Annotated in this window: 21 protein-coding genes; 19 read left to right on the top strand and 2 right to left on the bottom strand. The window is 41.0% G+C overall.

What is annotated here, in order from left to right; translation table 11 throughout:
• The first annotated feature begins 38 nt into the window (after positions 1-38).
• The 4 genes from BQ9893_RS20395 to BQ9893_RS20380 all read left to right on the top strand — a co-directional run bounded on the left by BQ9893_RS20395 (position 39) and on the right by BQ9893_RS20380 (position 4,773).
• Positions 39-1,511: a sulfatase-like hydrolase/transferase gene (locus tag BQ9893_RS20395; RefSeq protein ID WP_374110963.1), complete on the top strand. Its 1,473-nt coding sequence runs from the start codon at positions 39-41 to the stop codon at positions 1,509-1,511.
• Positions 1,512-2,014: 503 nt separating this feature from the next.
• Complete coding sequence (locus BQ9893_RS20390; RefSeq protein WP_244155228.1) at positions 2,015-2,605, top strand: RNA polymerase sigma-70 factor; 591 nt, start codon at positions 2,015-2,017, stop codon at positions 2,603-2,605.
• Between the two features lie 81 nt (positions 2,606-2,686).
• Positions 2,687-3,703: a FecR family protein gene (locus BQ9893_RS20385; protein WP_075967732.1), complete on the top strand. Its 1,017-nt coding sequence runs from the start codon at positions 2,687-2,689 to the stop codon at positions 3,701-3,703.
• A 500-nt stretch (positions 3,704-4,203) separates the two neighbouring features.
• Positions 4,204-4,773 (top strand): hypothetical protein, encoded by a 570-nt coding sequence (locus BQ9893_RS20380; protein ID WP_075967731.1) that lies wholly within the window; start codon positions 4,204-4,206, stop codon positions 4,771-4,773.
• A 114-nt stretch (positions 4,774-4,887) separates the two neighbouring features.
• Here BQ9893_RS20380 and BQ9893_RS20375 read toward each other — a convergent pair whose 3' ends face one another.
• Complete coding sequence (locus BQ9893_RS20375; RefSeq protein ID WP_075967730.1) at positions 4,888-6,201, bottom strand: tetratricopeptide repeat protein; 1,314 nt, start codon at positions 6,199-6,201, stop codon at positions 4,888-4,890.
• A gap of 58 nt (positions 6,202-6,259) precedes the next feature.
• On the opposite strand from BQ9893_RS20375, the gene BQ9893_RS22475 reads away from it, so the two are divergent.
• Complete coding sequence (locus BQ9893_RS22475; RefSeq protein WP_208610833.1) at positions 6,260-6,409, top strand: zinc ribbon domain-containing protein; 150 nt, start codon at positions 6,260-6,262, stop codon at positions 6,407-6,409.
• Positions 6,410-6,470: 61 nt separating this feature from the next.
• On the opposite strand, the gene BQ9893_RS20365 is transcribed toward BQ9893_RS22475, so the two are convergent.
• Complete coding sequence (locus BQ9893_RS20365) at positions 6,471-7,151, bottom strand: porin family protein (RefSeq protein ID WP_416911923.1); 681 nt, start codon at positions 7,149-7,151, stop codon at positions 6,471-6,473.
• Positions 7,152-8,055: 904 nt separating this feature from the next.
• On the opposite strand from BQ9893_RS20365, the gene BQ9893_RS20355 reads away from it, so the two are divergent.
• The 14 genes from BQ9893_RS20355 to BQ9893_RS20295 all read left to right on the top strand — a co-directional run bounded on the left by BQ9893_RS20355 (position 8,056) and on the right by BQ9893_RS20295 (position 20,881).
• Entirely contained in the window at positions 8,056-9,828 is a 1,773-nt protein-coding gene (locus tag BQ9893_RS20355) for a hypothetical protein (protein WP_075967728.1), read from the top strand.
• The gene (locus BQ9893_RS20350) at positions 9,818-11,656 is read left to right on the top strand and encodes an Eco57I restriction-modification methylase domain-containing protein (protein WP_075967727.1); all 1,839 of its coding nucleotides are present in this window, start codon (positions 9,818-9,820) and stop codon (positions 11,654-11,656) included. Before BQ9893_RS20355 ends, BQ9893_RS20350 begins: the two co-directional genes overlap by 11 nt.
• Positions 11,653-11,892 (top strand): hypothetical protein, encoded by a 240-nt coding sequence (locus tag BQ9893_RS21805; RefSeq protein WP_075967726.1) that lies wholly within the window; start codon positions 11,653-11,655, stop codon positions 11,890-11,892. The genes BQ9893_RS20350 and BQ9893_RS21805 overlap by 4 nt, the downstream gene beginning before the upstream one ends.
• Before the next feature lie 123 nt (positions 11,893-12,015).
• Entirely contained in the window at positions 12,016-12,414 is a 399-nt protein-coding gene (locus tag BQ9893_RS20340; protein ID WP_075967725.1) for a hypothetical protein, read from the top strand.
• A gap of 111 nt (positions 12,415-12,525) precedes the next feature.
• The gene (locus tag BQ9893_RS20335; RefSeq protein WP_122298660.1) at positions 12,526-13,131 is read left to right on the top strand and encodes a hypothetical protein; all 606 of its coding nucleotides are present in this window, start codon (positions 12,526-12,528) and stop codon (positions 13,129-13,131) included.
• A gap of 35 nt (positions 13,132-13,166) precedes the next feature.
• Entirely contained in the window at positions 13,167-14,357 is a 1,191-nt protein-coding gene (locus tag BQ9893_RS20330) for a clostripain-related cysteine peptidase (RefSeq protein WP_075967723.1), read from the top strand.
• Positions 14,358-14,368: 11 nt separating this feature from the next.
• The gene (locus tag BQ9893_RS20325; RefSeq protein ID WP_167369899.1) at positions 14,369-15,451 is read left to right on the top strand and encodes a hypothetical protein; all 1,083 of its coding nucleotides are present in this window, start codon (positions 14,369-14,371) and stop codon (positions 15,449-15,451) included.
• Positions 15,452-15,587: 136 nt separating this feature from the next.
• The gene (locus BQ9893_RS20320) at positions 15,588-16,205 is read left to right on the top strand and encodes a DNA adenine methylase (RefSeq protein WP_253048620.1); all 618 of its coding nucleotides are present in this window, start codon (positions 15,588-15,590) and stop codon (positions 16,203-16,205) included.
• Complete coding sequence (locus BQ9893_RS22395; RefSeq protein ID WP_260455372.1) at positions 16,138-16,425, top strand: DNA adenine methylase; 288 nt, start codon at positions 16,138-16,140, stop codon at positions 16,423-16,425. The genes BQ9893_RS20320 and BQ9893_RS22395 overlap by 68 nt, the downstream gene beginning before the upstream one ends.
• 259 nt (positions 16,426-16,684) lie before the next feature.
• Entirely contained in the window at positions 16,685-17,749 is a 1,065-nt protein-coding gene (locus BQ9893_RS20315) for a hypothetical protein (RefSeq protein WP_075967721.1), read from the top strand.
• On the top strand, positions 17,733-17,987 hold the full coding sequence (locus BQ9893_RS20310; protein WP_075967720.1) for a hypothetical protein: 255 nt from the start codon (positions 17,733-17,735) through the stop codon (positions 17,985-17,987). Before BQ9893_RS20315 ends, BQ9893_RS20310 begins: the two co-directional genes overlap by 17 nt.
• A 130-nt stretch (positions 17,988-18,117) precedes the next feature.
• A complete protein-coding gene (locus BQ9893_RS20305; RefSeq protein WP_075967719.1) occupies positions 18,118-18,351 on the top strand; it encodes a DUF6965 family protein in 234 nt (77 codons plus the stop codon).
• 606 nt (positions 18,352-18,957) lie between these two features.
• Positions 18,958-20,328, top strand: coding sequence for an AAA family ATPase (locus tag BQ9893_RS20300; RefSeq protein WP_075967718.1), 1,371 nt, complete (start codon positions 18,958-18,960; stop codon positions 20,326-20,328).
• Between the two features lies 1 nt (position 20,329).
• Positions 20,330-20,881 (top strand): hypothetical protein, encoded by a 552-nt coding sequence (locus tag BQ9893_RS20295; protein WP_075967717.1) that lies wholly within the window; start codon positions 20,330-20,332, stop codon positions 20,879-20,881.
• Positions 20,882-21,004 lie beyond the last annotated feature (123 nt).

Here is a 21,004-nt window from a genome sequence, read left to right as displayed (position 1 = left end):
TTAAGACTTTTGGAGTCTTTGTCGGTGCATTGCCGGCAATGGCTTTTGCACAGACAGAGGTGAAGCAGCCGAACGTGGTGATTATCGTGGCCGATGATTTGGGCTATGGTGATCTGAGTTGCTATGGCGCTACTGCCATCAAGACACCGGGTATGGACCGGGTGGCAAACGAGGGGATTCGTTTTACGCAGGGCTATTGCACCGCCGCTACATCGACGCCGAGCCGTTATTCTCTTTTGACCGGTATGTATCCGTGGACGAATAAAGGCGCGAAGATCCTTCCTGGAAATGCCGCTTTGATCATTGACCAGCAGCAAGTCACCTTGCCTAAGGTGATGAAGAAAGCCGGCTATGTGACCGGGTCGGTTGGCAAATGGCATTTGGGCTTGGGCGATGGTGGCGTGGATTGGAACGACAAGGTTTATCCGGGAGCTAAGGAGGTCGGTTATGACTACTCCTTTATCCAGGCGGCAACCAATGACCGTGTCCCCTGTATCTACATTGAAAACGGAAAAGGTGTCGGGTTGGATCCGGCAGATCCTTTGTACGTCAGCTACAGGAAAAACTTCGAGGGCGAGCCTACCGGTAAGGATAACCCGGAAATGTTGCGTATGCACCCCAGCGTGGGACATGCCGGTTCGATCGTGAATGGTGTGCCACGTATCGGTTTCCAAAAAGGGGGAAAGGCCGCACAATGGAGAGATGAAGATATGGCAGAGTTGTTCTTGGAAAAGGCAAAAGGATTCATGCGCGAAAATAAAGACAAGCCTTTCTTCTTGTATTACGGCCTGCACCAGCCGCATGTGCCACGTGTACCGAACGAACGGTTTGTCGGCAAGTCTGGCATGGGGCCGCGTGGCGATGTCATCCTGGAAGCCGATTGGTGTGTGGAAGAATTTTTGAAAGAGATGGACCGCTTGGGATTGACCGAGAACACGTTGGTTATCCTGACCAGCGACAACGGGCCGGTGCTGGACGACGGCTATCAAGACCAGGCTGTAGAGATGGTCGGCAACCACAAGGTGGCCGGGCCGCTCAGAGGCGGGAAGACCAGTATGTATAACGGCGGAACTTGCATTCCCTTCATGCTCCGTTGGCCGAAGGTGGTGAAACCGGCCGTGTCAGATGCTTTTGTCTGCCAGATGGACTTGTTGGCCTCGTTGGCGGCATTGGCCGGACAAACATACGCCGATAAGACGGATAGCCAGAACACGTTACCCGCCTTCTTGGGGCAAAGCAACCAAGGACGCGAAGAATTGGTCATAGAAGGTATGTTCAACTACGCTTTCCGCCAAGGCGATTGGGTTATGATTCCACCTTATCCAAGTTACTACAAGGATCCGGACGGCCCTTCTTTCTCCGGCATGAGCAATTGCTACCAGCTCTATAACGTAAAGGAAGATGTCGGCCAGCAGAACAACCTGGCAACCAAGGAACCGCGCCGCCTTCGCCAGATGATGATGCGTTTTGAAGCATTGAAACGGGAGACCGGAAAGAAGACTGATTATTAACACCTTGTAGTCTGGAAAAACAATTTGGAGAAAGTGGCAGAGTTGGTCACGGTCATGGACAATGCCCGCACGGAATCCCTGATCTTCAATTTGGGGAGATGAGGATTCGGAATCGTGGAAGAAAAGTATATTAGATAGAGTCCTTTTGATGGGGAGTAACCTTGTCAAAAGGATTTTTTATTCTTTAAGTGCTGATTAAACGGTGTTTAAACAGAGTTGAAATGTAACTGCCTCCCCCATAAAAATGGAATTAGTACCTCATGTATTGGGAATTAGTATAGCGGGTAATATTTTTTAATCTTCCAAAGTGCATTGCTTTATTGGTTTGAAGGTGACAAAATGATATTTCTTTCTTGGGAGAGGAATAGGTTTGCTTTTGGGGTTTATGGCTTGAATAAATAGTTTCCTGTTGTTTACTTGCAGATATTAAAATTATTTACGAATATTGTATGTTAATATGAGTTACGGTTTGAGAAAATTGATCTTGACCTTTTGGATTTATAGTGATACCTATAATTAATGATAATATAATAAATCATGTCCGGCAAGGAGAATCAGATGCATTCGAGCATCTATATAGAGCTCGTTATGCTCTTCTTTGTAGTATTGCTGTAAAATATGTCTATGATCCGGAGGTGACCAGGGAAATTGTGAATGATGTTTTTTTGAATGTATGGAATAACCGCTTTTCTCTGACTTTCCCTGTTGATGGTTATTTGGTGCGTGCCGTGCAAAACCGTAGCCTGAACTATTTGCGTAAGAAGCGGATCCAGGAAATGCCACTTACTGAGGGGGAAGAACATTTGAGTCTATATCAAGAAAGTCTGGTTTTTACAGATGCGGATCCGCTTGCTTGTTTGGAGAATAAGGAAATTGAGGAAAAAGTACGTGAGGCTATAGGCCGTTTACCGGAGAAATGCCGGGAGATTTTCATGTTGCATATCTATCAGGGACTGAATTCCGAGGAAATAGCGAAAATCAAAAATATCAGTTCCAGTACGGTAAGGGGGCAGATTCGATTAGGTCTGGCTAAATTGAAAGATATGCTGAGCGATTTGTATCCGCTTGTCTGTTTTTTATTTGACTTTTTATGAAAAAACAAGTTTTCCTTAAACGGTTTCATTCAAATGTGTGTATGTAATCAATGTATACGATTGTTTGATTGAAGAAGTTTTATGGATATAGAGAAAATAAAAGAACTAATCATAGGGCATTTTGAAGGTAATTTGACCGGAGTTGAAAAGCGGGAATTGGTTCAATGGTTAAAGGCTTCAGATGAAAACCGAAAAGTGTTTGCTGAAATGGCCGATTATTGGGGTATAGCTCATTTACCCTATTTTGCTTCGCACATTGATGCAGATTTGCATGAAAACTTTGGTATGTCCCTTAATCAAAGACAGGAGCTTTCGCAGAAGCGTTTTAGTCTGTTTCTGCATTGGAAACGGTTGGCAGTGGCAATATTGGTGTTACTGGTTGTTAGTGGTTTGTCTTATTATTCGGGATATTCTTCTCAAGATTGGACAGATGAGGTTGTTTGCTTTGAGACGGTCGTTCCGTTGGGGGCTCGTTCTAAGGTTGTTTTACCTGACCAGTCTGTTGTTTGGGTGAATGCTGGTTCTTCCTTGCGGTATGACAAAAATTTCCTTAAAGAGAAACGTGAAGTATATTTGAAAGGAGAGGCTTTTTTTGAAGTGACTCCTGATTCCTTGAAGCCGTTTGTGGTGAAATCGGAAGAATTGGCCGTAAAGGTATTGGGGACGAGCTTCAATATTAGGACTTACGAGGATGAGGAAGAGGTTGATGTCGTGTTATTATCCGGTAAAGTTGATGTCTATATGAATCGTCCGGTTGTCTTGAAACATCCTGTCCATCTGAATCCAAATGAGCAATTGACGTATGAAAAGGGTAGTGAGAAAGTGTTCAAAAGAGAAGTTGAAGCAGCCGATATATGTGCTTGGGTAACAGGTGAAATGAAATTTACGAAAGCACCGTTCTCTTCATTGATAAAAGAGCTTGAACGGAAGTATAATGTAAAACTGAAAGTCGAGACTTCTGCTTTATTACAGGAGCAGTACACAGGAAGTTTTACATCAGAACATACGATATATGATATCTTGCATGAAATTAATATCGATGGTAAATATGAATGGAAGCAGAATGGAAATGAATTTACGATTCATGACCGAATGTAACATTCTAAAATAGAAACTATAACTAACAATTTATTAATAATGCGAATCAGCAGTTGGCTTTCTGATTCAAAAATTAAAAATTAACAAATGTAAGTAGAGCAATAGCCAACTTTCCAAAGGTATGTACCAACAGCCCTTTGGTAGCTCTTACTTTAGATGCTCAATTCATAAGTTAACATTTTTATTTTATAATAAAAAAAATAGCCTAAAGATCCTAAAACACAAAGACTTATAATTTTACACGATTATACATTCTTTATATTTACATTAAGTTCTGCAAGAACTGCGGTGATTTGGAGTGATTATTTAATATATAAGTTGTAGAATCTTGGTTATATCTGTATGATACAAAGAATCTAATATACTTTTTATCGAATTGATTAAATTATTGTGTGTTTTTTTATAGAAAGTTGTGGATATTTGCCTATATTTGAGCCGCAGTTCTTGCAGGACTATGATAAAACCTACACCATATTGGCACAACTAATGAAAAAATGATTATGAAGAAAGTATTGATTACGTTTGTCGCATTTCTTACGACACTGAACATCATGGCACAAGACCTTTTGACATTCAAAGGAATCCCCATCGAGGGAAGTTTGGCTGAGTTCAAAAAGAAACTGAAAACGAACGATTTTATTTGGGTTGGCCAGGAAAACAATATCTCTATGTTCTCAGGTACCTTTACAGGCAAACAAGTCAGATTAGGTGTAATGGCCACGGATGACAACAAGGAGGTATTGGGTGTTATTGTAAGATTCAAACCGCTCGGATTCTGGGAACCTCTGATTGACACTTACAATTATTACAAGGACCTGTACACAGAAAAGTATGGTACTCCAAAAGTTAACACTGAGAAAAAACATAAATCGGAAAACAACAGCAATACAATAATGTATCAACTCAGAGACGGCCAGATTGAATACGACTGTACATGGGCTGCAACAGGAGGCACAATAAGACTTTCCATCGAAAGCTTCCATCAGAGCTTAAAAGGCGTTGTGAAGATTGTCTATGAGGACGCTAAGAGTAAGGAAGGTAAAAGAGAAAAAGACTTGAAAGAAATCTAAGCACATGGCTTCTCCAACGGGAGTCCTTATTTGTTGGAGAGGCCATATCCATTTTAATACCGTTTGAACACCGTTCGAACGCCGTTTAAATGACGTTCGAAAAGGTATAAGATATTAATGGTTTTCAAGCTCTTTAATCTTCTTGCTAAGATAGGACAGACGGTAGTTACCCAGTTCAGTTGCCAAATCATATTGTTCAACGGCTTTTGTCAAATCTTTCTTTACTCCGTATCCTTTTTCGAAATACTCGCCTAATCTGATGACGGCAGGAATGAAACCGACTAAATCCGCTTGCCTCATAGCTTCTGCCGCTTGGCTGGGATTTTCCCCAAAAGAAAGAACTCTGCCGTCCTCTAACAGCAACCCCCAGTAATAAGCGGAACTAGAATCTATTTTAGCCAACCCCTGAAGTCGGCAAATAAGTTGAAACCTGTCAGCTCTGTACTCAGGCATTCCTATTTTTAACCACATCACATAGGCTCGCTGGACATCACAGGGAAGAGCGCTGTCCGGTGGTATGGGAAGGGACGGATCGACTTCTCGACGCAACATATCTGATAAAATCCACAAGTTAGAATACCAAGGGCAGGCCTCCGTACATTCCTCCACCCTCATACAATAAGACAATGCCTTCTCCGTATCACCACAGTCAAGATAGTGGCAAACTAGCAACAACAATGCCTTGACAGGATTGGGATAGTCAAGTGCCTTTTCCAAGAACCGGAGCGCACGGTTGACATCCTCTTCAGATCGATGCGGGTTCTTTAACAGATGCCAGGCAAAAGTCACCATGGCACGTCCATTACCGTCTTCTACATAAGACTGCAACATTTCCATAGCCAATTTTGCATCACATGCCACACCAGCTGCATAGTTGCGCACATAATACAACGCTTGACAGCAACGTTCGGATCCTTCCATCGCTCCCTTTGAGTAAGCCATCATTCCTAAACGGATGTCACGACCTGGATTCTTCTCAGAAAAATACAACCGACCCAACCAGTAATACAATCTAGCATCAGTAGGCGCCATTTCTTCAAGGGCTTCCACTATGCAGAAGAAATAAACGTCATCCACATATTCGTAAAGAAGCACTTCAGCAGCATACTGTAAGGCATAGCATACAGCAGGGTCTTCCTGACGGCTGTAAACTTCACTGAAGAACTCATGTACATCCCCTTTTGCTAATGACAAACGGGCTTGCTGATAATGAAAGAAACTCCTGTCACTCTCCGCAAGAAATAATAAACAGGTGGCAGTTTCCTCCACAGAAAGAAATTCTGTTTCAGTCTCCCATTGAAGCCTCATTAAAGCGGCAGCGGCAAAGTGTTTGTCTTTTTCAAGCGCAGCTAGGGCATTACGCCAAATCTGGTAAGCAGTAGGTGCGGCATAAACACCGTAAGTATTGGGATTGAAATGTTTGTCCATGATGCTATGAATTAGTAATATGACAAACTTATGAAAAAATTGGAATTTTACGCATGAAATGCCGCTGGACATACGGAAGTGGACGTGTCCTGAGTGTGGTACACTCCACGACCGTAATGTAAATGCGGCGAAGAATATTTTGCGAGTAGGGACATCTACTCCGGTAAGAGACAATGTGAGTCTTGCCACGGCAAGCAGTTGTCGGTGACGACCGAATCCCGCTTCTTTAGGAGCGGGAGTATGTCAAATGTTCAGAACATGAACTGGGTTCAAAATACATAGGCTAAAGACAATTGCCAATACTTGTTGCGGGACTTGAAGACATTCCCGTCAAATATCTGGTCAATAGCATCATGCTTGTTCCCGAATCTGTAACGTGATGATTCAGTAAGACCGATATTGTAATAGCAGCTAAGAATAAGATGGTTCAACAGTTTGACACCACCGCCCAAATTCAACCCGACTTCAGTGGATCTCCATCCCATAGACGGCAAGTCTTTGTCCAGTACATCTACTGCTATATGAGCAAGTTCGCGTCCCCAGTTGTCTTTGTCTATTAAAAACGAGAAAGACGGGCCCAGCCCTAGAAACAGATCAAACATCGGAGATATACACATCTCCCACTTCACCTCAATCGGTATGTCTATACTCTGTGTTCGTATATCCGTACTCCGGCTGTTGCTGGTATTTGTCAACTTAACACCTCTCTGGGCATACAAGAGTGAAAAGTCAAAGGCAAAACCATAAAAACCGGTCTGGTACTGCAACATGGGGCCCACCTGGAATCCCGTCAGGCTTTCTTCCCTAATGTTGTCACGCACCCCACTAACTGATGCCTTATTGCCTAAAACACCACCCTTCACTCCAAAATGAAGGCCTTGGGCCAAGGTATCATTCACACCCACCCACATGAAGGTCAGTGCTACTAAAATGCTTGTTATCATTCTCATTTTCATCGAATTTTTTATGCAAATATATAATTCTTTACAAATGAAAAACGTCCTCCCTGGACGAATACTGATTTTAGCCCCAAAATACCACAAAACGAACCAAACGGGCGATCAGCCGATCGTAGCTTGTGCATTGATAAAATTGGGGTCCCGTACATTCACAAATCCAAATTGAGGCATACAGGTTTCTGCCCCGAATAATGAAGGTATATCGCGGCTTGAAACATGATTCTGGTGGACGACCGCCAATTTCGGTGGAATTTGGTGAATACAACCACTAAATTCGGTAATAATTAGAGGAACAGAAATTATTATGGACGATATATTTGGTTAATTGTGAATGATTTAGTATTTTTATTATTCAAAAATATCCAAAAGAATAACTATGAATATATTTACTGAACTTCCAATGAATGAAATTATACAAGGAATGTTGTTTATTCTTGAAATAATTGCAATAACAGTCCTGTTTTTCAGCATAGTCCATTGTGTTCAACTAACAACAAAAAGAACCTTTCTTAGAATAATAAGAATTACAATGATTCTACAGAACAATCACCAAAAGAATAACCATAAATTATTTGCGCCTAATAGTTACCATCATCCTCTCGCAAATTATATGTTCTTGCAATAGAATATCAAATTGTAAAGTTGATGTTGAACCTGACATTCAGGCATATAGTAAAGATTAACCATGTTTGGAAAGAGCCGTTATAAGATTCACAGCGTATTTATATACAAACAGTGAAGACAGCATAGAAAATAGGGCTGTACAAGATCATCTCTCTACTATTTTTAGCCACTCTCGTTGGGACACCTATTCTTTATCATAATGATTGCATGTGGATATAAAGGAGCTTGTAATTGATAGAAGCGAAAGAGATTCACTTAAGTTACAATAGTTATGAGCAAATCGATTGATATATTATATAGTTCACCGTTCCCTTCAACGAGAACAGGTGCATTGTTTAATGCCTTTTCGTATCCTACAAAAATCTCTCCTGAGGCAGAAGCGATTTTTATTGCATGCCATTCAAATATTGGTGATACAATATTTGATCCATTCGGAGGAAGCGGAACAACAGGAATTGCAACAATGTTGACCGATAGTCCAACAGAATCAATGCTTAAGAAAGTAAAAGAACTTGGACTGGAACCTATTTGGGGACCAAGAAAGGCTGTTGTATATGAGCTTAGTCCAGTGGGATGTTTGCTTGGTAGAGCCATGTGCTCGACTAAATCTGTTATTTTCAAAAAGTATACTGAAACTCTTTTGAAAGTAACATCTGACATATGCAATGAAGTCTATTCAATTGTAGATCCAGAAGGAAACATCGGATTGTTGCGTCATGCAATATGGAGCGATATTGTTGTTTGTCCACATTGTGGTATGGAAATTCCTTATGCACAATTAGCTGTCCAAGATAACCCTTTGACATTCAAAGAAGATTCACTATGTCCTCATTGTGGGGAAAGTGTTCATCTTGCAGATGCAGAGCGAGTAAAAGAAACTGTTAATGATCCATTACTGCATAGAGAGATTTCAGTAAAAAAACGCAGATTGTATAAGCTTTATGGAATAACAGGGAAAAAGAGATGGTCTCGTTATGCAACAGAGAATGACCAAACGAGCTATAACTCTACAATGGCAAACCGCGATATAACTTCTTCGCCTATTTACCCAATTAAATGGGGTGAACTGTATCGACAGGGTTATCATTATGGCATAACTCATCTGCATCACTTTTACACATCTAGGAATTGGTTTGTTTTTAACACACTATGGAGTCAAATATCCCAATATCCAGAAGATATCCGTGATGCACTCAAGATTTTTCTTCTTAGCTATAATTCTGCTCATTCTACATTAATGACACGAGTTGTGGCAAAGAAAAACAATCCAGACTTTGTTATCACTGGTGCACAACCTGGGGTTTTATATATCAGTGGACTTCCTGTCGAGAAGAATATTTTGTTTGGATTACAAAGGAAACTAAAGACTTTTGTTGAAGCCTTTGAAAAAATCGAATCTTCAAAAGGTGAAGTGCAATTTGTCAATGGTAGTAGCACAAATGTTCTTTTGGAGGATAACTCAGTTGATTACGTATTTACAGATCCTCCCTTTGGAGACTTTATTCCATATTCTGAAATCAACCAATTGAATGAAGCATGGATGGGCATTGTTACTGACGATGCAGAGGAAGCAATAATCAATCCAGCTCAAGGTAAAGCAATTGAAGAATATTCAAATTTAATGACCGCTGTGTTTGGACAGATTAGCAGAATCATGAAACCGGCAGCTTCTTGTACGCTGGTCTTTCATTCCGCAAAATCTGTAATTTGGAGGGCACTTGTCGATGCCTATAAGGAGGCTGGGCTGTCTTCTATCAAGGCTAGCATTTTAGACAAAGTGCAACCTTCGTTTAAGCAGACGAATTCAAGTGTTACGGTTAAAGGTGACCCTTTGATTCTTCTCAAAAAAGAGAACGAAAATGTTCAATATAATGAGTCATTTCAAGATGATAAGGAATTAGCTAAGTATTTAGTAGAACAAGCTCCAATGCCATATAACAAAGATGTGGCTGTCAAAACATTCTCTAAGTATATAATGATGTGTATAGAGCATAATTTTGTTATTACACTTGATGCTAAATATTTCTTTGAATATGCAAGTTGATAAGAAAAAACTACTTGGTCAATTTTTCTCAGGAAGTAAGATTGCCGATATGATTGAAACACTGGTTCCTTCACAAAGTGTTAACAGTGTAATAGACCCAATGTGTGGCATTGGCGATTTACTACAACCATATTGTAACGTCCATAGTGTTACTGGAATTGAGATTGATACACAATTGTTTGACACAATTTCCGAAAGAATTCCGTCTATTAACTGTATATGTGCCAATGCTTTTGCTGCGCAGACCCTTTCATGTTTAAATTACGAAGGCTATGATTTAGTTGTAGCCAATCCTCCGTATGTCCGTAAAGAACTTATTGGCAAAGCGGAAGAGACCAAATTTTCTCTTGCTGACATAACATGCAACTTACATTTCTTCGCAGATGAGTTTAACACATTAACTGCGAATGAAAAAGAAAGAGTACATAGAGCTATAGATGAAATATCTGGATTGGCAGATTTATCGATTCCATCATGGCTTCTATGTATGATGCTAGTTAATAAGACAGGACAGTTTGCAATTGTACTGCCTAATTCATGGCTTTCACGCGAATATTCGCAACCAGTATTAAGGTTGATTGATGAACTGTTTGAAGTCAAATATATCCTAAATGATGTAAGTGGAGTATGGTTCAAAGGGAATGCTTTGGTGAGAACTTCCATCATAATTGCCTCACGTCGATTTGCAAGCGAAACAAATACTATTATTGTGGATTTATATGAAAGCGCAATGAATGAGGAATCATTATTTGGTAATGTCACAAGCAATGCAAATTTCGCCAACTTCATATCAAAAGGTGACTCAATACCAAATGTATGCGAAATCAAACAACTTTCTACAAACACCATTTTTGGTGTGCAGACAGAAAAATTCAAAGAGTGTCTGAAATCTGTTTCTTCTGAAAACGAAGAATACGAATCTATGACTACACTGGAAGATGTTGGATTAAAGATTTCACAAGGCTTAAGAACAGGTGCAAATGGTTTTTTCTATTTGAAGCACGTAAGTGGAGATGTTTACCAATCGGATATTTCAGCTGCATTTATTCGTCACATGGATGGTATGTTTTTACCAGTTATCCAAGGGCAATCAGATTTGACGAATAGTTATACAGTTAAAGGAACACCTCCGACTGTATTATTGTATATTCAAAATTGTTTGACACAACAAGATTTTGATAACACAATAGAGGAACATAGAAATGGCTATGATCTTCTTCCTCAGGATATACAAGATTATATATCAGAAGCTAATTATCTAAAGATAAAAGGAACTTTAGTTCCGCAACTATCTTCTGTAAAAACGAATGTTAGCAAACCCTCAAAAGGCTTGCACAGATTCTGGTACATGATTCCTAAACTGAGAAGTCGGCATGTGGCAAAGGTATTTATTCCTCGCGTTAATAGTTATTCAGTATGTGCTTACAAAAGTGAGGTAAATAATGCTGCAATAGATGCAAATTTCTCAACAATTGATAATTCAAATATCGAATCTTGGACAAACAATGTTCTTATCGCTATTTTGAATTCGACTTGGTGTCAGATTCAATATGAGCAATTAGGAACAGTCATGGGTGGAGGTGCCTTAAAATTGGAAGCTGTCCAATTGAGAAAGGTAAAAATACCGAATTTTGCAGAACCGACATTAACAAAACTAAATAGATATGGAGAAGAATTGTGTCGTTCAAAGATTTCTGAGAGTTCGGAAATAATTAATAAAATTAACTTATGCTTGCTCATGTCATTTATAGATGACAAAGAACGGGCAAGACAGCTTTTAGCCGAATTAAAGCAAAAACTTCAACATTATAAAGAAGCAAGACAATGAGTTACATCTCTCAAACTAAAGAATTTATAGCCCAAGCAAAATCACTCATTGATAGTGGGGCTATTGAAGCAAGGGTAAGAGAAAACTTTGCATCATATCTGAGAACAATGTTCCCTCCTGATACTAAATGGGTGGATGATCGACCTCGTGTCCTAAAAAGCAATGGCAGGAAGAAGCAGGAAAAGAGAGGAGGTATTGGTATCTCCGAAGCCGCTAAATCGTTAGTTTTGCGGTAGTTCACTGACACATAGAACAGTCTCCGTTCTTCACCAAACGGATATTGATCACTCTGGGTAAGGACATAGTTCAGCACCGGATCGGCCCATTTGTCATCGGAGATGGCCCACAGCGCATAGCAGGTGCCGGCCTCGAAACAGGCCGCACGCGATGCCGGAGCCATGGCACACTCCTCGCCCATCAGCCTGAATACGGCTCCGACGTCCTTGTTGCAGCCGCACAGCTGCAACAAGGCTCAGGCACAACAGGCAAAAGCCAGCAGGGTATTCTGTATTCTATTCATACGCTTCATCATCTATCTTTTTACCGCGAAAACTTCGCAATCAGTCAACACACACATCGGCGAGACACAAGTACCCGACCGTACTTCGTATGCCGCCGATGAATATAATAATGTGTCCCGCCTGCCTCTGACGGAGGAAAGAGAGAACACCATGGATGATACCAAACGTGAATGGAAACAAAAAATTGATGTTATTCCACAATTCGCATTCATTTTAATCCAATATATATGCACATAATCTAAATTTACCTACTAAAAAACATAGAATTGCAACAATTACAAAAAATACAAATATTTGGTATTCACAGAGATTATTCCTATTTTTGCAGATATTATAACCAAAACATTCATGAGAAAAAATCATCAGATATCACTTTGGGTAGTGTCACTTGTGCTGACAGTGGTCGCTTTCGCCTGCGTTATTTACCGGTCCGTCCAAACCAAAGAAGGAGGGACAGATAAACAGGCCCACACTCTTAAATTCCCAAAGGATTCTGAGAACATGGATACTGGTGGAAACAGTAAGTTCTTCATCCGGTACATTGACACGATAACACTTGACACCATGTACTTTGTCTGCCGGATAGACATTCACGGTGACACCATTCCTGACCAGATAGAAGTCAGATATGCCAACGACTCAATATGCTCCTACCAATACTACCTGAACAACAATGGGGACACTGTACTGTTGGACTATTCCAGGCAACAGGACCAGATTGCACAGCAGGATACGCTTGTATGGGAAAATGACTCCCTGTTCAACGAGGTACAGGATTCCATATTGAACGCCGATGAACAGAGACTAATCGAGGATGTCACCGAATATCTCGACCGAATCGCACAAAAAGGACTGGAGAAGGAAAGGACAATAGACAGTCTGAGGCGCGAAAACCGTGAATCGAAAGAATTGCGCGAACTTCTTAGGGACCCTGAAATACCGGATCTACCATAACGAAAACTATATACTTAATCAAAACCGAAACGTTTATGACTACCAAAAACATTATCAGAAAAGGCAAAAGGGCATGGGGGATTCTCTCAAGAATAGCTTTTGCCATCATGTTTACTCTCTGCTTGAACAGCTGCAGAGATTCTGATGAAGATGACCGGGCAATTAACAACAGAGCACTTGCCGATCACTCCACCTTGATTTATATTGTAGCGGACAACAACCTGTCCGACTACGGCAAGGACAGCTTCGAACGGATACAGAAGGCTTATTACAATGCCCCAAATAAAAAGGACGGGAACATATTCGTTTACTTGGACAATCACGACGAACTGCCGGCCTTATACTGGCTTGACCCGGAATATGGGATTACCCAAATCAGCAACTATCAGGAACAGAACTCTGTTTCCCCTTCCGTTATCAGGCATGTATGCACACAGGCATTCAACAGCGGCAGACGCACGAACTCTGTAAACTCCGTCATATTCTGGTCGCATGGAACGAACTGGTTCCCGGCACCGGACAACAAAGGCAGTCGCTCCTTCGGCAAAGACAATGCCGACGAAATCAACATCCCCGAGATGGCGGCGGCCTTGAAAGGTCTGTCCATAAACAACCTGATGTTTGACGCATGTCTGATGGGCAGCGTCGAAGTGGCGGCAGAGTTCGCCGGGATTGCGGATGTTCTGGTGGCTTCTCCTGCAGAGATACTGACCACCAGTTTCCCTTATCACACAATCATTCCGGCACTCTGTACTCCCAATCCGGATATGCACAAGATTGTGGACCTGTATTACGCATACTATAACTCACTCTCCGAACAATACAAATCGGGCATATTGACGGCAGTTGAACTCTCAGGCATAAACAAGCTGGCAGAGGAATTCGGACGGCTGAAGGCTGCATCCTATAGCGACGCCCATTTGCCTTCCATCACAGCAATGACATATGACCGCGAAAATGTTCACCTGTTTTTCGACCTCAAACAGTTCGCCCGGATGTGTCACGACAAGATTGCGGCTGATGACGAACAGAAAGCCGAAAACCTGCATGACAACTTTCTGAAGGCTTACAACGCTTGCAAGGTCTACACCAGACATACAGACAGATTTATGAGCATCAATTTGAGAGGGGCATGCGGCCTGTCTGTCTATGTTCCAGGACCCAGCATTGTTTCCGGGCTGGACGAATACTATCAGAACTTGGCTTGGTATAAATGGTCTCACTAAGATTCTGGAACATGGATATCACACTAACGATACAAATTGCGCCCGAAGGAGACAAAGAGACCAGGGATTCCGTCTATCAAGTTCTTGACGGATGGAGACAAGCATGCATGTCTATGAGCAACCTGATCATGATGCACCTGCTGACACAGGAGAACATCGCTAATATGTTCTACCTGACCGAAGGGACAAAAGTCAAGCTCGGCAACCAAGGGGAGAACTCCATATTCAACACATCACGCCAGAATGCGACATACAGGATTATGGCCAAGCACGATCTCCCGTCGGACATCATCGCAAACATCAACACCCGGACGGTAACGTTCTTCAACAAGAACAAAAAGGAGATATTCAAGGGCCAGATGCGTATCCCCTACTACAAGAACAACACTCCCATCCCGTTCTCCAAGCAAAGCATCTCATTCTATGCGGAGAAAGGAAGCCGGAGAATCTATAAGTTCCGACTTTTCAAGCATAGGTTCATCTGCATCTTAGGCAAAGACAAGGCCGGTTACAGTTACAGACTGGACAAGATTATCGAAGGTAATATATCCCACTGCAACGCCTCGTTGTACTTCAATAAGCATAACCGGAAATGGTTCCTGCTGCTGCCTATCCCTGTTCAGGAGGCAAGACCGACAGTTGATCCCGACTTGATATGTTATGCAGAACTGAATCCGGACATCCCTATCATGGCCACCTTTGGCAATGAGAATATAGGAATTGGCAATGCGGAAGAGTTTGAGTACCGGAGACAGCAGCTGAGCGAGAAGCTGCGAAGGCTCCAGATGGACTCCCGATTCTCACGGGGCGGCCACGGACGGGGACAAAAGCTACAGGCTATCGACCGGTTCAACGAGAAAGAAAGCAATTATGTGCAGGACAAGCTGCACAAGTACAGCGCAGCACTGGTGGGTAACTGCATTCGTAAGGGATACGGCACTATCGTACTGACCAAGACAAAGGGTGAAGCGTCCAAAGATGATACAGACAGTGAAGAGATAACGGCTCAGTACCGGTATTGGTCTCCCGGAGAACTGACCCGGCTGATAAAATACAAGGCATCCATAAACGGATTGAAGGTCACGGAAGTCTGACAGATACAGTGTAGCAAATGAATACGGGTGGGCGCACACGCCTTGGCTGGAGGGTACGACCACTCCAGAACATTTAACCGGACAGGTAAATGACGTGCGTTAATGGAATAAATATATGAAACCAAAACCATATCCTATGAACGACGAAAGTTATATCAAACCATTTTTAAAATGGGCTGGCGGGAAACGCCGGCTTCTTCCTGAAATCCGCAAGAGATTGCCGGAAGACATAAAGGACTGCTTGTACTGTGAGCCATTTATCGGCGGCGGTGCGGTATTGTTGGATCTGCAACCGAAAAGGGCCATTATCAATGACTGCAACTGTGAGTTGATCAACTGTTTCCAGATGGTGAAACAGAGTCCGGAAAAGCTGGTTAAGGAGTTAGAGACATACGAAAACACCCCGGAGTTCTTTTACTCAATTCGCTCACTGGACCAGCAACCGGGACTTCATGCGCTTACCGACATCCAACGGGCGGCACGCATCATCTACCTGAACCGAACCTGTTTCAACGGTTTGTACAGAGTAAACAGTCAGGGATATTTCAACACACCGTTCGGACAGTACAAACATCCGGTTATCGCCAACAAGCCGGTGATAATGGCTGTCAGCGAATATCTCAACACTGCAAACGTGAAGATTGTCTGCGGAGATTATTCCATCGTCCTGAAGCAGCTGCCTTCAGATGCGTTTGTCTATCTGGATCCTCCATCCCATCACGGCAAGTTCATCGTTCACCTCCTATACCCCTAAAGGATGGAACGAGGAAGACCAGCTTCGTCTTAGGGACGCTTGCAGGTCTTTGGATAAAAGAGGTATCCGTTTTCTGATGTCCAACTCTTCGGCACAGTTTATCAAGGAAATTTATCAGGATTTCACCGTCCATGTGGTCAAAGCGACACGATCCATCAACAGTAAAGGCTCCGGTCGTAGCGGTATAGACGAACTGCTGATATGCAACTACACTGTCTGAGGCAGGCTTGTATAGGAATAGCCTGTCCTTTCAATGAAAGGCATCTGATTCATTCTGTGCGAATAAGGAGTTTGGGCAAAATCCCCACAGCTGGTTATATTTCTCCAAACACACCGCACATGTAGTCTGGCTGTGAGATTTTGGCAACAAGGTCTCTTTTGCCTGCAAAAAGGATATACTTTTGCGTAAATACCAAGAAATGATTGGAATATTTATCAGGAATTTATAATTTTGCAAAAAGAGTAAAATTATAGAAATTATGTCCAGGCTCAAACCAAACAGCCAATTCCTAAACGAACGGCCAGATATCGTCCTAACAAAAGGGAGTCCTTTTGGACAGGCCATTAATGCCATATTCAAGCAGGATGCTGTTGCAGAGTCTTTTCATTGCCTATTTACGGACGTGGTTTGCATCCCGAACGGTTTTATTGAAAAGGTGGCTGAATCGGACACAGAGCTATTCCTTTCCAACGCTTTCGAATGCCCGTTGACAGAAAGACAATCTGACGGGTATATCCAGTCTATCAGCAGACTGAACGAATACATACAACCGCTTGCCGGACAGTTCATGAATGATGTCTATTTCGACAGCGTACGCTACGAGCATAATTCCCTACAATATCTTGCGAGCCACCCGTTCGTACGCAAGGCGATAATGGAGGCCGTTGCTGCGTACTTGCGTTGTTTTTTCCCTTTTGAAGTACAGATCAACATTGAGTCAGGACACAAGAAGAAAGGGAATGCGGGATTCTATATCTCCCAGAAAAGGGACAAGGTGGGAATCTATCGGTCTGACTGGTTCTATATGCCTGTTCCGGAAATAAGGGACTATATCGGAGCGACCGTACAGCACCATACACGGCTTCTGCCGGACAACCGGTTTTGCAACGTGGTCAAGTCTGCCGGTGTCGGGACTGTGGACCTGGTGGAATACCGAACGCATTCCAGCGTATACCGGTTCTGTGAGACAAACATGGTCAGCCAACAGTTCGACAATGGATGTTCCCGCTGTTTTGAAGGACTGACAGAGTACAAGGCCACCAAACAAGCCGACCAATTGATAGAGCGGTTCAAATGCAATGCAGTGAAAATGTCCCTGAAAATGGATAACAGCAAACTCATTTGCAAGTACCTTGCTCCCCCTTATGCGGATGTGCAGGTCGTTCTGAGCGGCAACGGGTTCACCCTATACCCTATCTGCTGGTATCAGGATGCGGATGCGGAAACAAAGGCACGTATTTTGTCATACATAAACAAGAAATTAACCAAATACGGAAGGACATTGCCTTTCCAAAAGAAATTGACTTATGAGCCCAAAAACTAAAACTATCATTCTGGAAATACTGTATTTCCCGTTCAGGGTATTACTGTTGTGCTGGTTGGCTATCACATGGATTATCCTGTTCCTGGACATGATACTTCCAACTGTTAAAGGCAGCAAAGCCGAAAGGGATCCCTACAACGAGGGCAGATACCGTTCCTACAACCGGTCTGCTGTACGTCGATTGTACTACCGACGGAGATTCTTCAAACGCAAGAATCCTGAACTGTTCATGGATTGAATCAAGCTGTTTCATGCAACAGTAGTTAATACTTCTAAATCTTTCGCCTGATTTGTAGTCGGTTAGGTTCATTTTGTGAAATATGTGAACCATTTCTCCTTATCTTTGTCCCTAGGAAGGAGATTAAAATATGCCTGAAGAAATTAAACAACTAAAAGCCTGGTTTCAGGCATATGAATTAAGATTTAACGAAATAAGATTAAGCAATTACGAATATATATTTGACTTGCGTAAATTTATTGAAGTACAGGTAAATTCAGTTAAAAGGAATTGGAGTAACCCTACATTTGAACCTGATATTCGTAGCCTGTATAGGCTCAAAAAGGTATTAGAGGAAAATGACAGTCCTGATAATGAGTATTAAAGTATAATTAAAATGGCCGGTAAAGATATCCTTATCGGCCATTTTAATTATCTTGCTAAGGATGGTGGAGTCTTTATTCGTTATTTATGTTCTCAGAAAGCAGAGGCAGTCAACCTTAAAAAAGCCCCCTAAAATACGGAGGGCACTGAAAAAGTCCTTTCAAAGGATAACAGACTAATATAATCGGCATATACCCAACAAATATTTTGGTTATATGCCGATTTTTTGTACCTTTTTCAGTATAAGAGACACAACGAATTGTCTTTACCTTTGAAAATGAATAGATTGCAGAAAACTATTTCTTGACAGGTAACGATTTAGAAACGAGCGAGGTTCTGTATTCTGCATTGTCTTGCATTACATTAAAAGAACGCTTCTTCTGAATGCAAAAGTACAAAATTAAATTCATTAGTTGAATCCCTAAAAGAAAAGATTCTGGTTAAAAATGCTATATCTGCAAGAAAAGTATTATCTTTGCAAGATAGATAACTCTATAATAAATAAAAAAATGAAAACAGAAAAAGGAAAGTCCCAAATGATGTTTTTAGACTACTAAATGTTATTTGCTTTTCTTGTTCTTTACAAACATAATAATGTGTTTTTTGTATGATTGCTGAAATATCTTACTTGGGGGCTATACGGAAGGCTGTTGTAGATTTACAAAAGCCTCTAACATTATTTTGCGGACCTAATAGTACGGGGAAAACCTACCTCTCTTACCTTTTGTATGCAATCTTGGAAAATGGTGATTATGTAGAATCAAAGGGGTTAGATAAAATAGTTAAGTATTTCTCTGAGCATAAAGAATTTACCATAAGCAAAGAATTGGTAGAAGGCTTTATTCAAGATGTTGCTACCAGTATGAAATCAAATCTAGGTAGCATTTTTGGTATCGGTGATACCGCTGTAGATAAACTCTTTTCACAGTTTGAACTGTCTTTGATTTTGTCAGAGGGCGATTATGAACGAATAATAGAATTCCCTTGTCGTCTTATATCAAAAAATGGTGAAAAAGAAATAGGTATAGTAAAGGATGCTTCGTCTGATAAAGTAATTTACCAGATTAATGGTGAGACTTCCGGCATTGAACGTGATAGCTTAGTGGAGTTGAGATTGATGATTAATCATTTTTTCCGTCTATTGTGTTTTCGTAATTCTGGCGGTGTGAGAATGCTAACCGTAGAACGAAACTCTATATATACATTTAAGACAGAATTGTCTCTTGGACGAAATGAGTTGATTGATCGCATACAACAAAAGAGTGGTCGTTCTGAATTGGATATTCTGGATATAGTTAATAGCAGTTCACGTAGATACCCTTTGGCTGTCAGAAGTAGTCTTCGTATAGCCAACGATTTGGATAATGTTCAAAAATTTAATAGTCCTTACTATAATATAGCAGAACTAATAGAAAAGGGTATTTTACAGGGAGAGGTTAAAATAACTAGAACTGGCGATGTGGAATTTATTTCAGATAAAGTAGGCAAGACGAAACATTTACCAATACATCTGACATCATCTATTGTAAAAACGATGTCTAGCCTTGTCATCTATCTAAAGCATATTGCTCGTAAGGGTGATTTGCTTATTATTGATGAACCAGAGATGAATTTTCATCCCAATGTTCAAATTTCATTACTGCGGATATTTACGATCCTGACCAAGCTTGATTTGCGAATTATTATTAGTACCCATAGCGATTACATGATTCGTGAGTTAAACAATCTCATTATGGCAGGAACTATTTATAAAAAGGATGCACAACTGGTAAAAGAGTTAGGTTATGAAGAAAGTATGCTTTTGAATAAAAATGATATTGCTGTTAAGTATTTTAATTATGGGAGGTTAAAGCGTTTGCTTGATGTGGTTGATGTCAAAGTTGAAGATGACGGGTTTGCAATAGAAAGCATTGATAATACAATTAATGAGCAAAACAGAATAACAGAAACTCTTTTCGACCGCTTGCAGGAGATATAATATGACGGAATACGAACAGTTATGCAGTATTATAAGTGATGAGTTTCTTGCTGTTTCTCAAGATATAATGACTGAAACAAAGGAAGCAACTCAGAAGGTGGCGCAACGTGTCCATATTGATGATGGGAAAAGAGGATTGATAAGAAATTTATATCGATTTGATTTAGATGAAAAAGAGTTCTTGTGTTTCTTCAACAAAACAGATAACTCACCAGAGGGATTACGTAAATTTTGTGACTATGTATTACTAGTGAAGCATGATGGGAAAACGTTTATTTTACTTATAGAATTGAAAAGAGGAGATATTTCAGGTGCAGATAAGCAACTAAGAGCATCTGAAGTATTTATAGAGTTCCTTCACAAAACAGCAGAAAGATTGCACCAAGATTTTGGTGATTTTAGTTTTAATAGAAAGAATATCGTATTAAGGAAAATCATTGTCAAGGAGGTTAAATCAAATAAGTCAGGAACACAAGGCACACGAGTAGATAAAAATCAGGAGATTATATTATTTAAGAGTGCTGGAGTATTTCCTCTTGCAAAATTTCTATAACCTATAACAAAGCATCTACTAAATTCATTTCATGAACTTCCACATGATAACATTACGTTTAAGAAAATATGTGAGGGTGTGTCAAAATGCATACCCTCTTTTTTTATGACAAAGCCCCGACTT

The organism is Parabacteroides massiliensis (genome assembly GCF_900155425.1).
In the GTDB taxonomy this organism is placed as follows: Bacteria; Bacteroidota; Bacteroidia; order Bacteroidales; family Tannerellaceae; genus Parabacteroides; species Parabacteroides massiliensis.
This window is presented reverse-complemented; position numbering and strand designations above follow the sequence as displayed.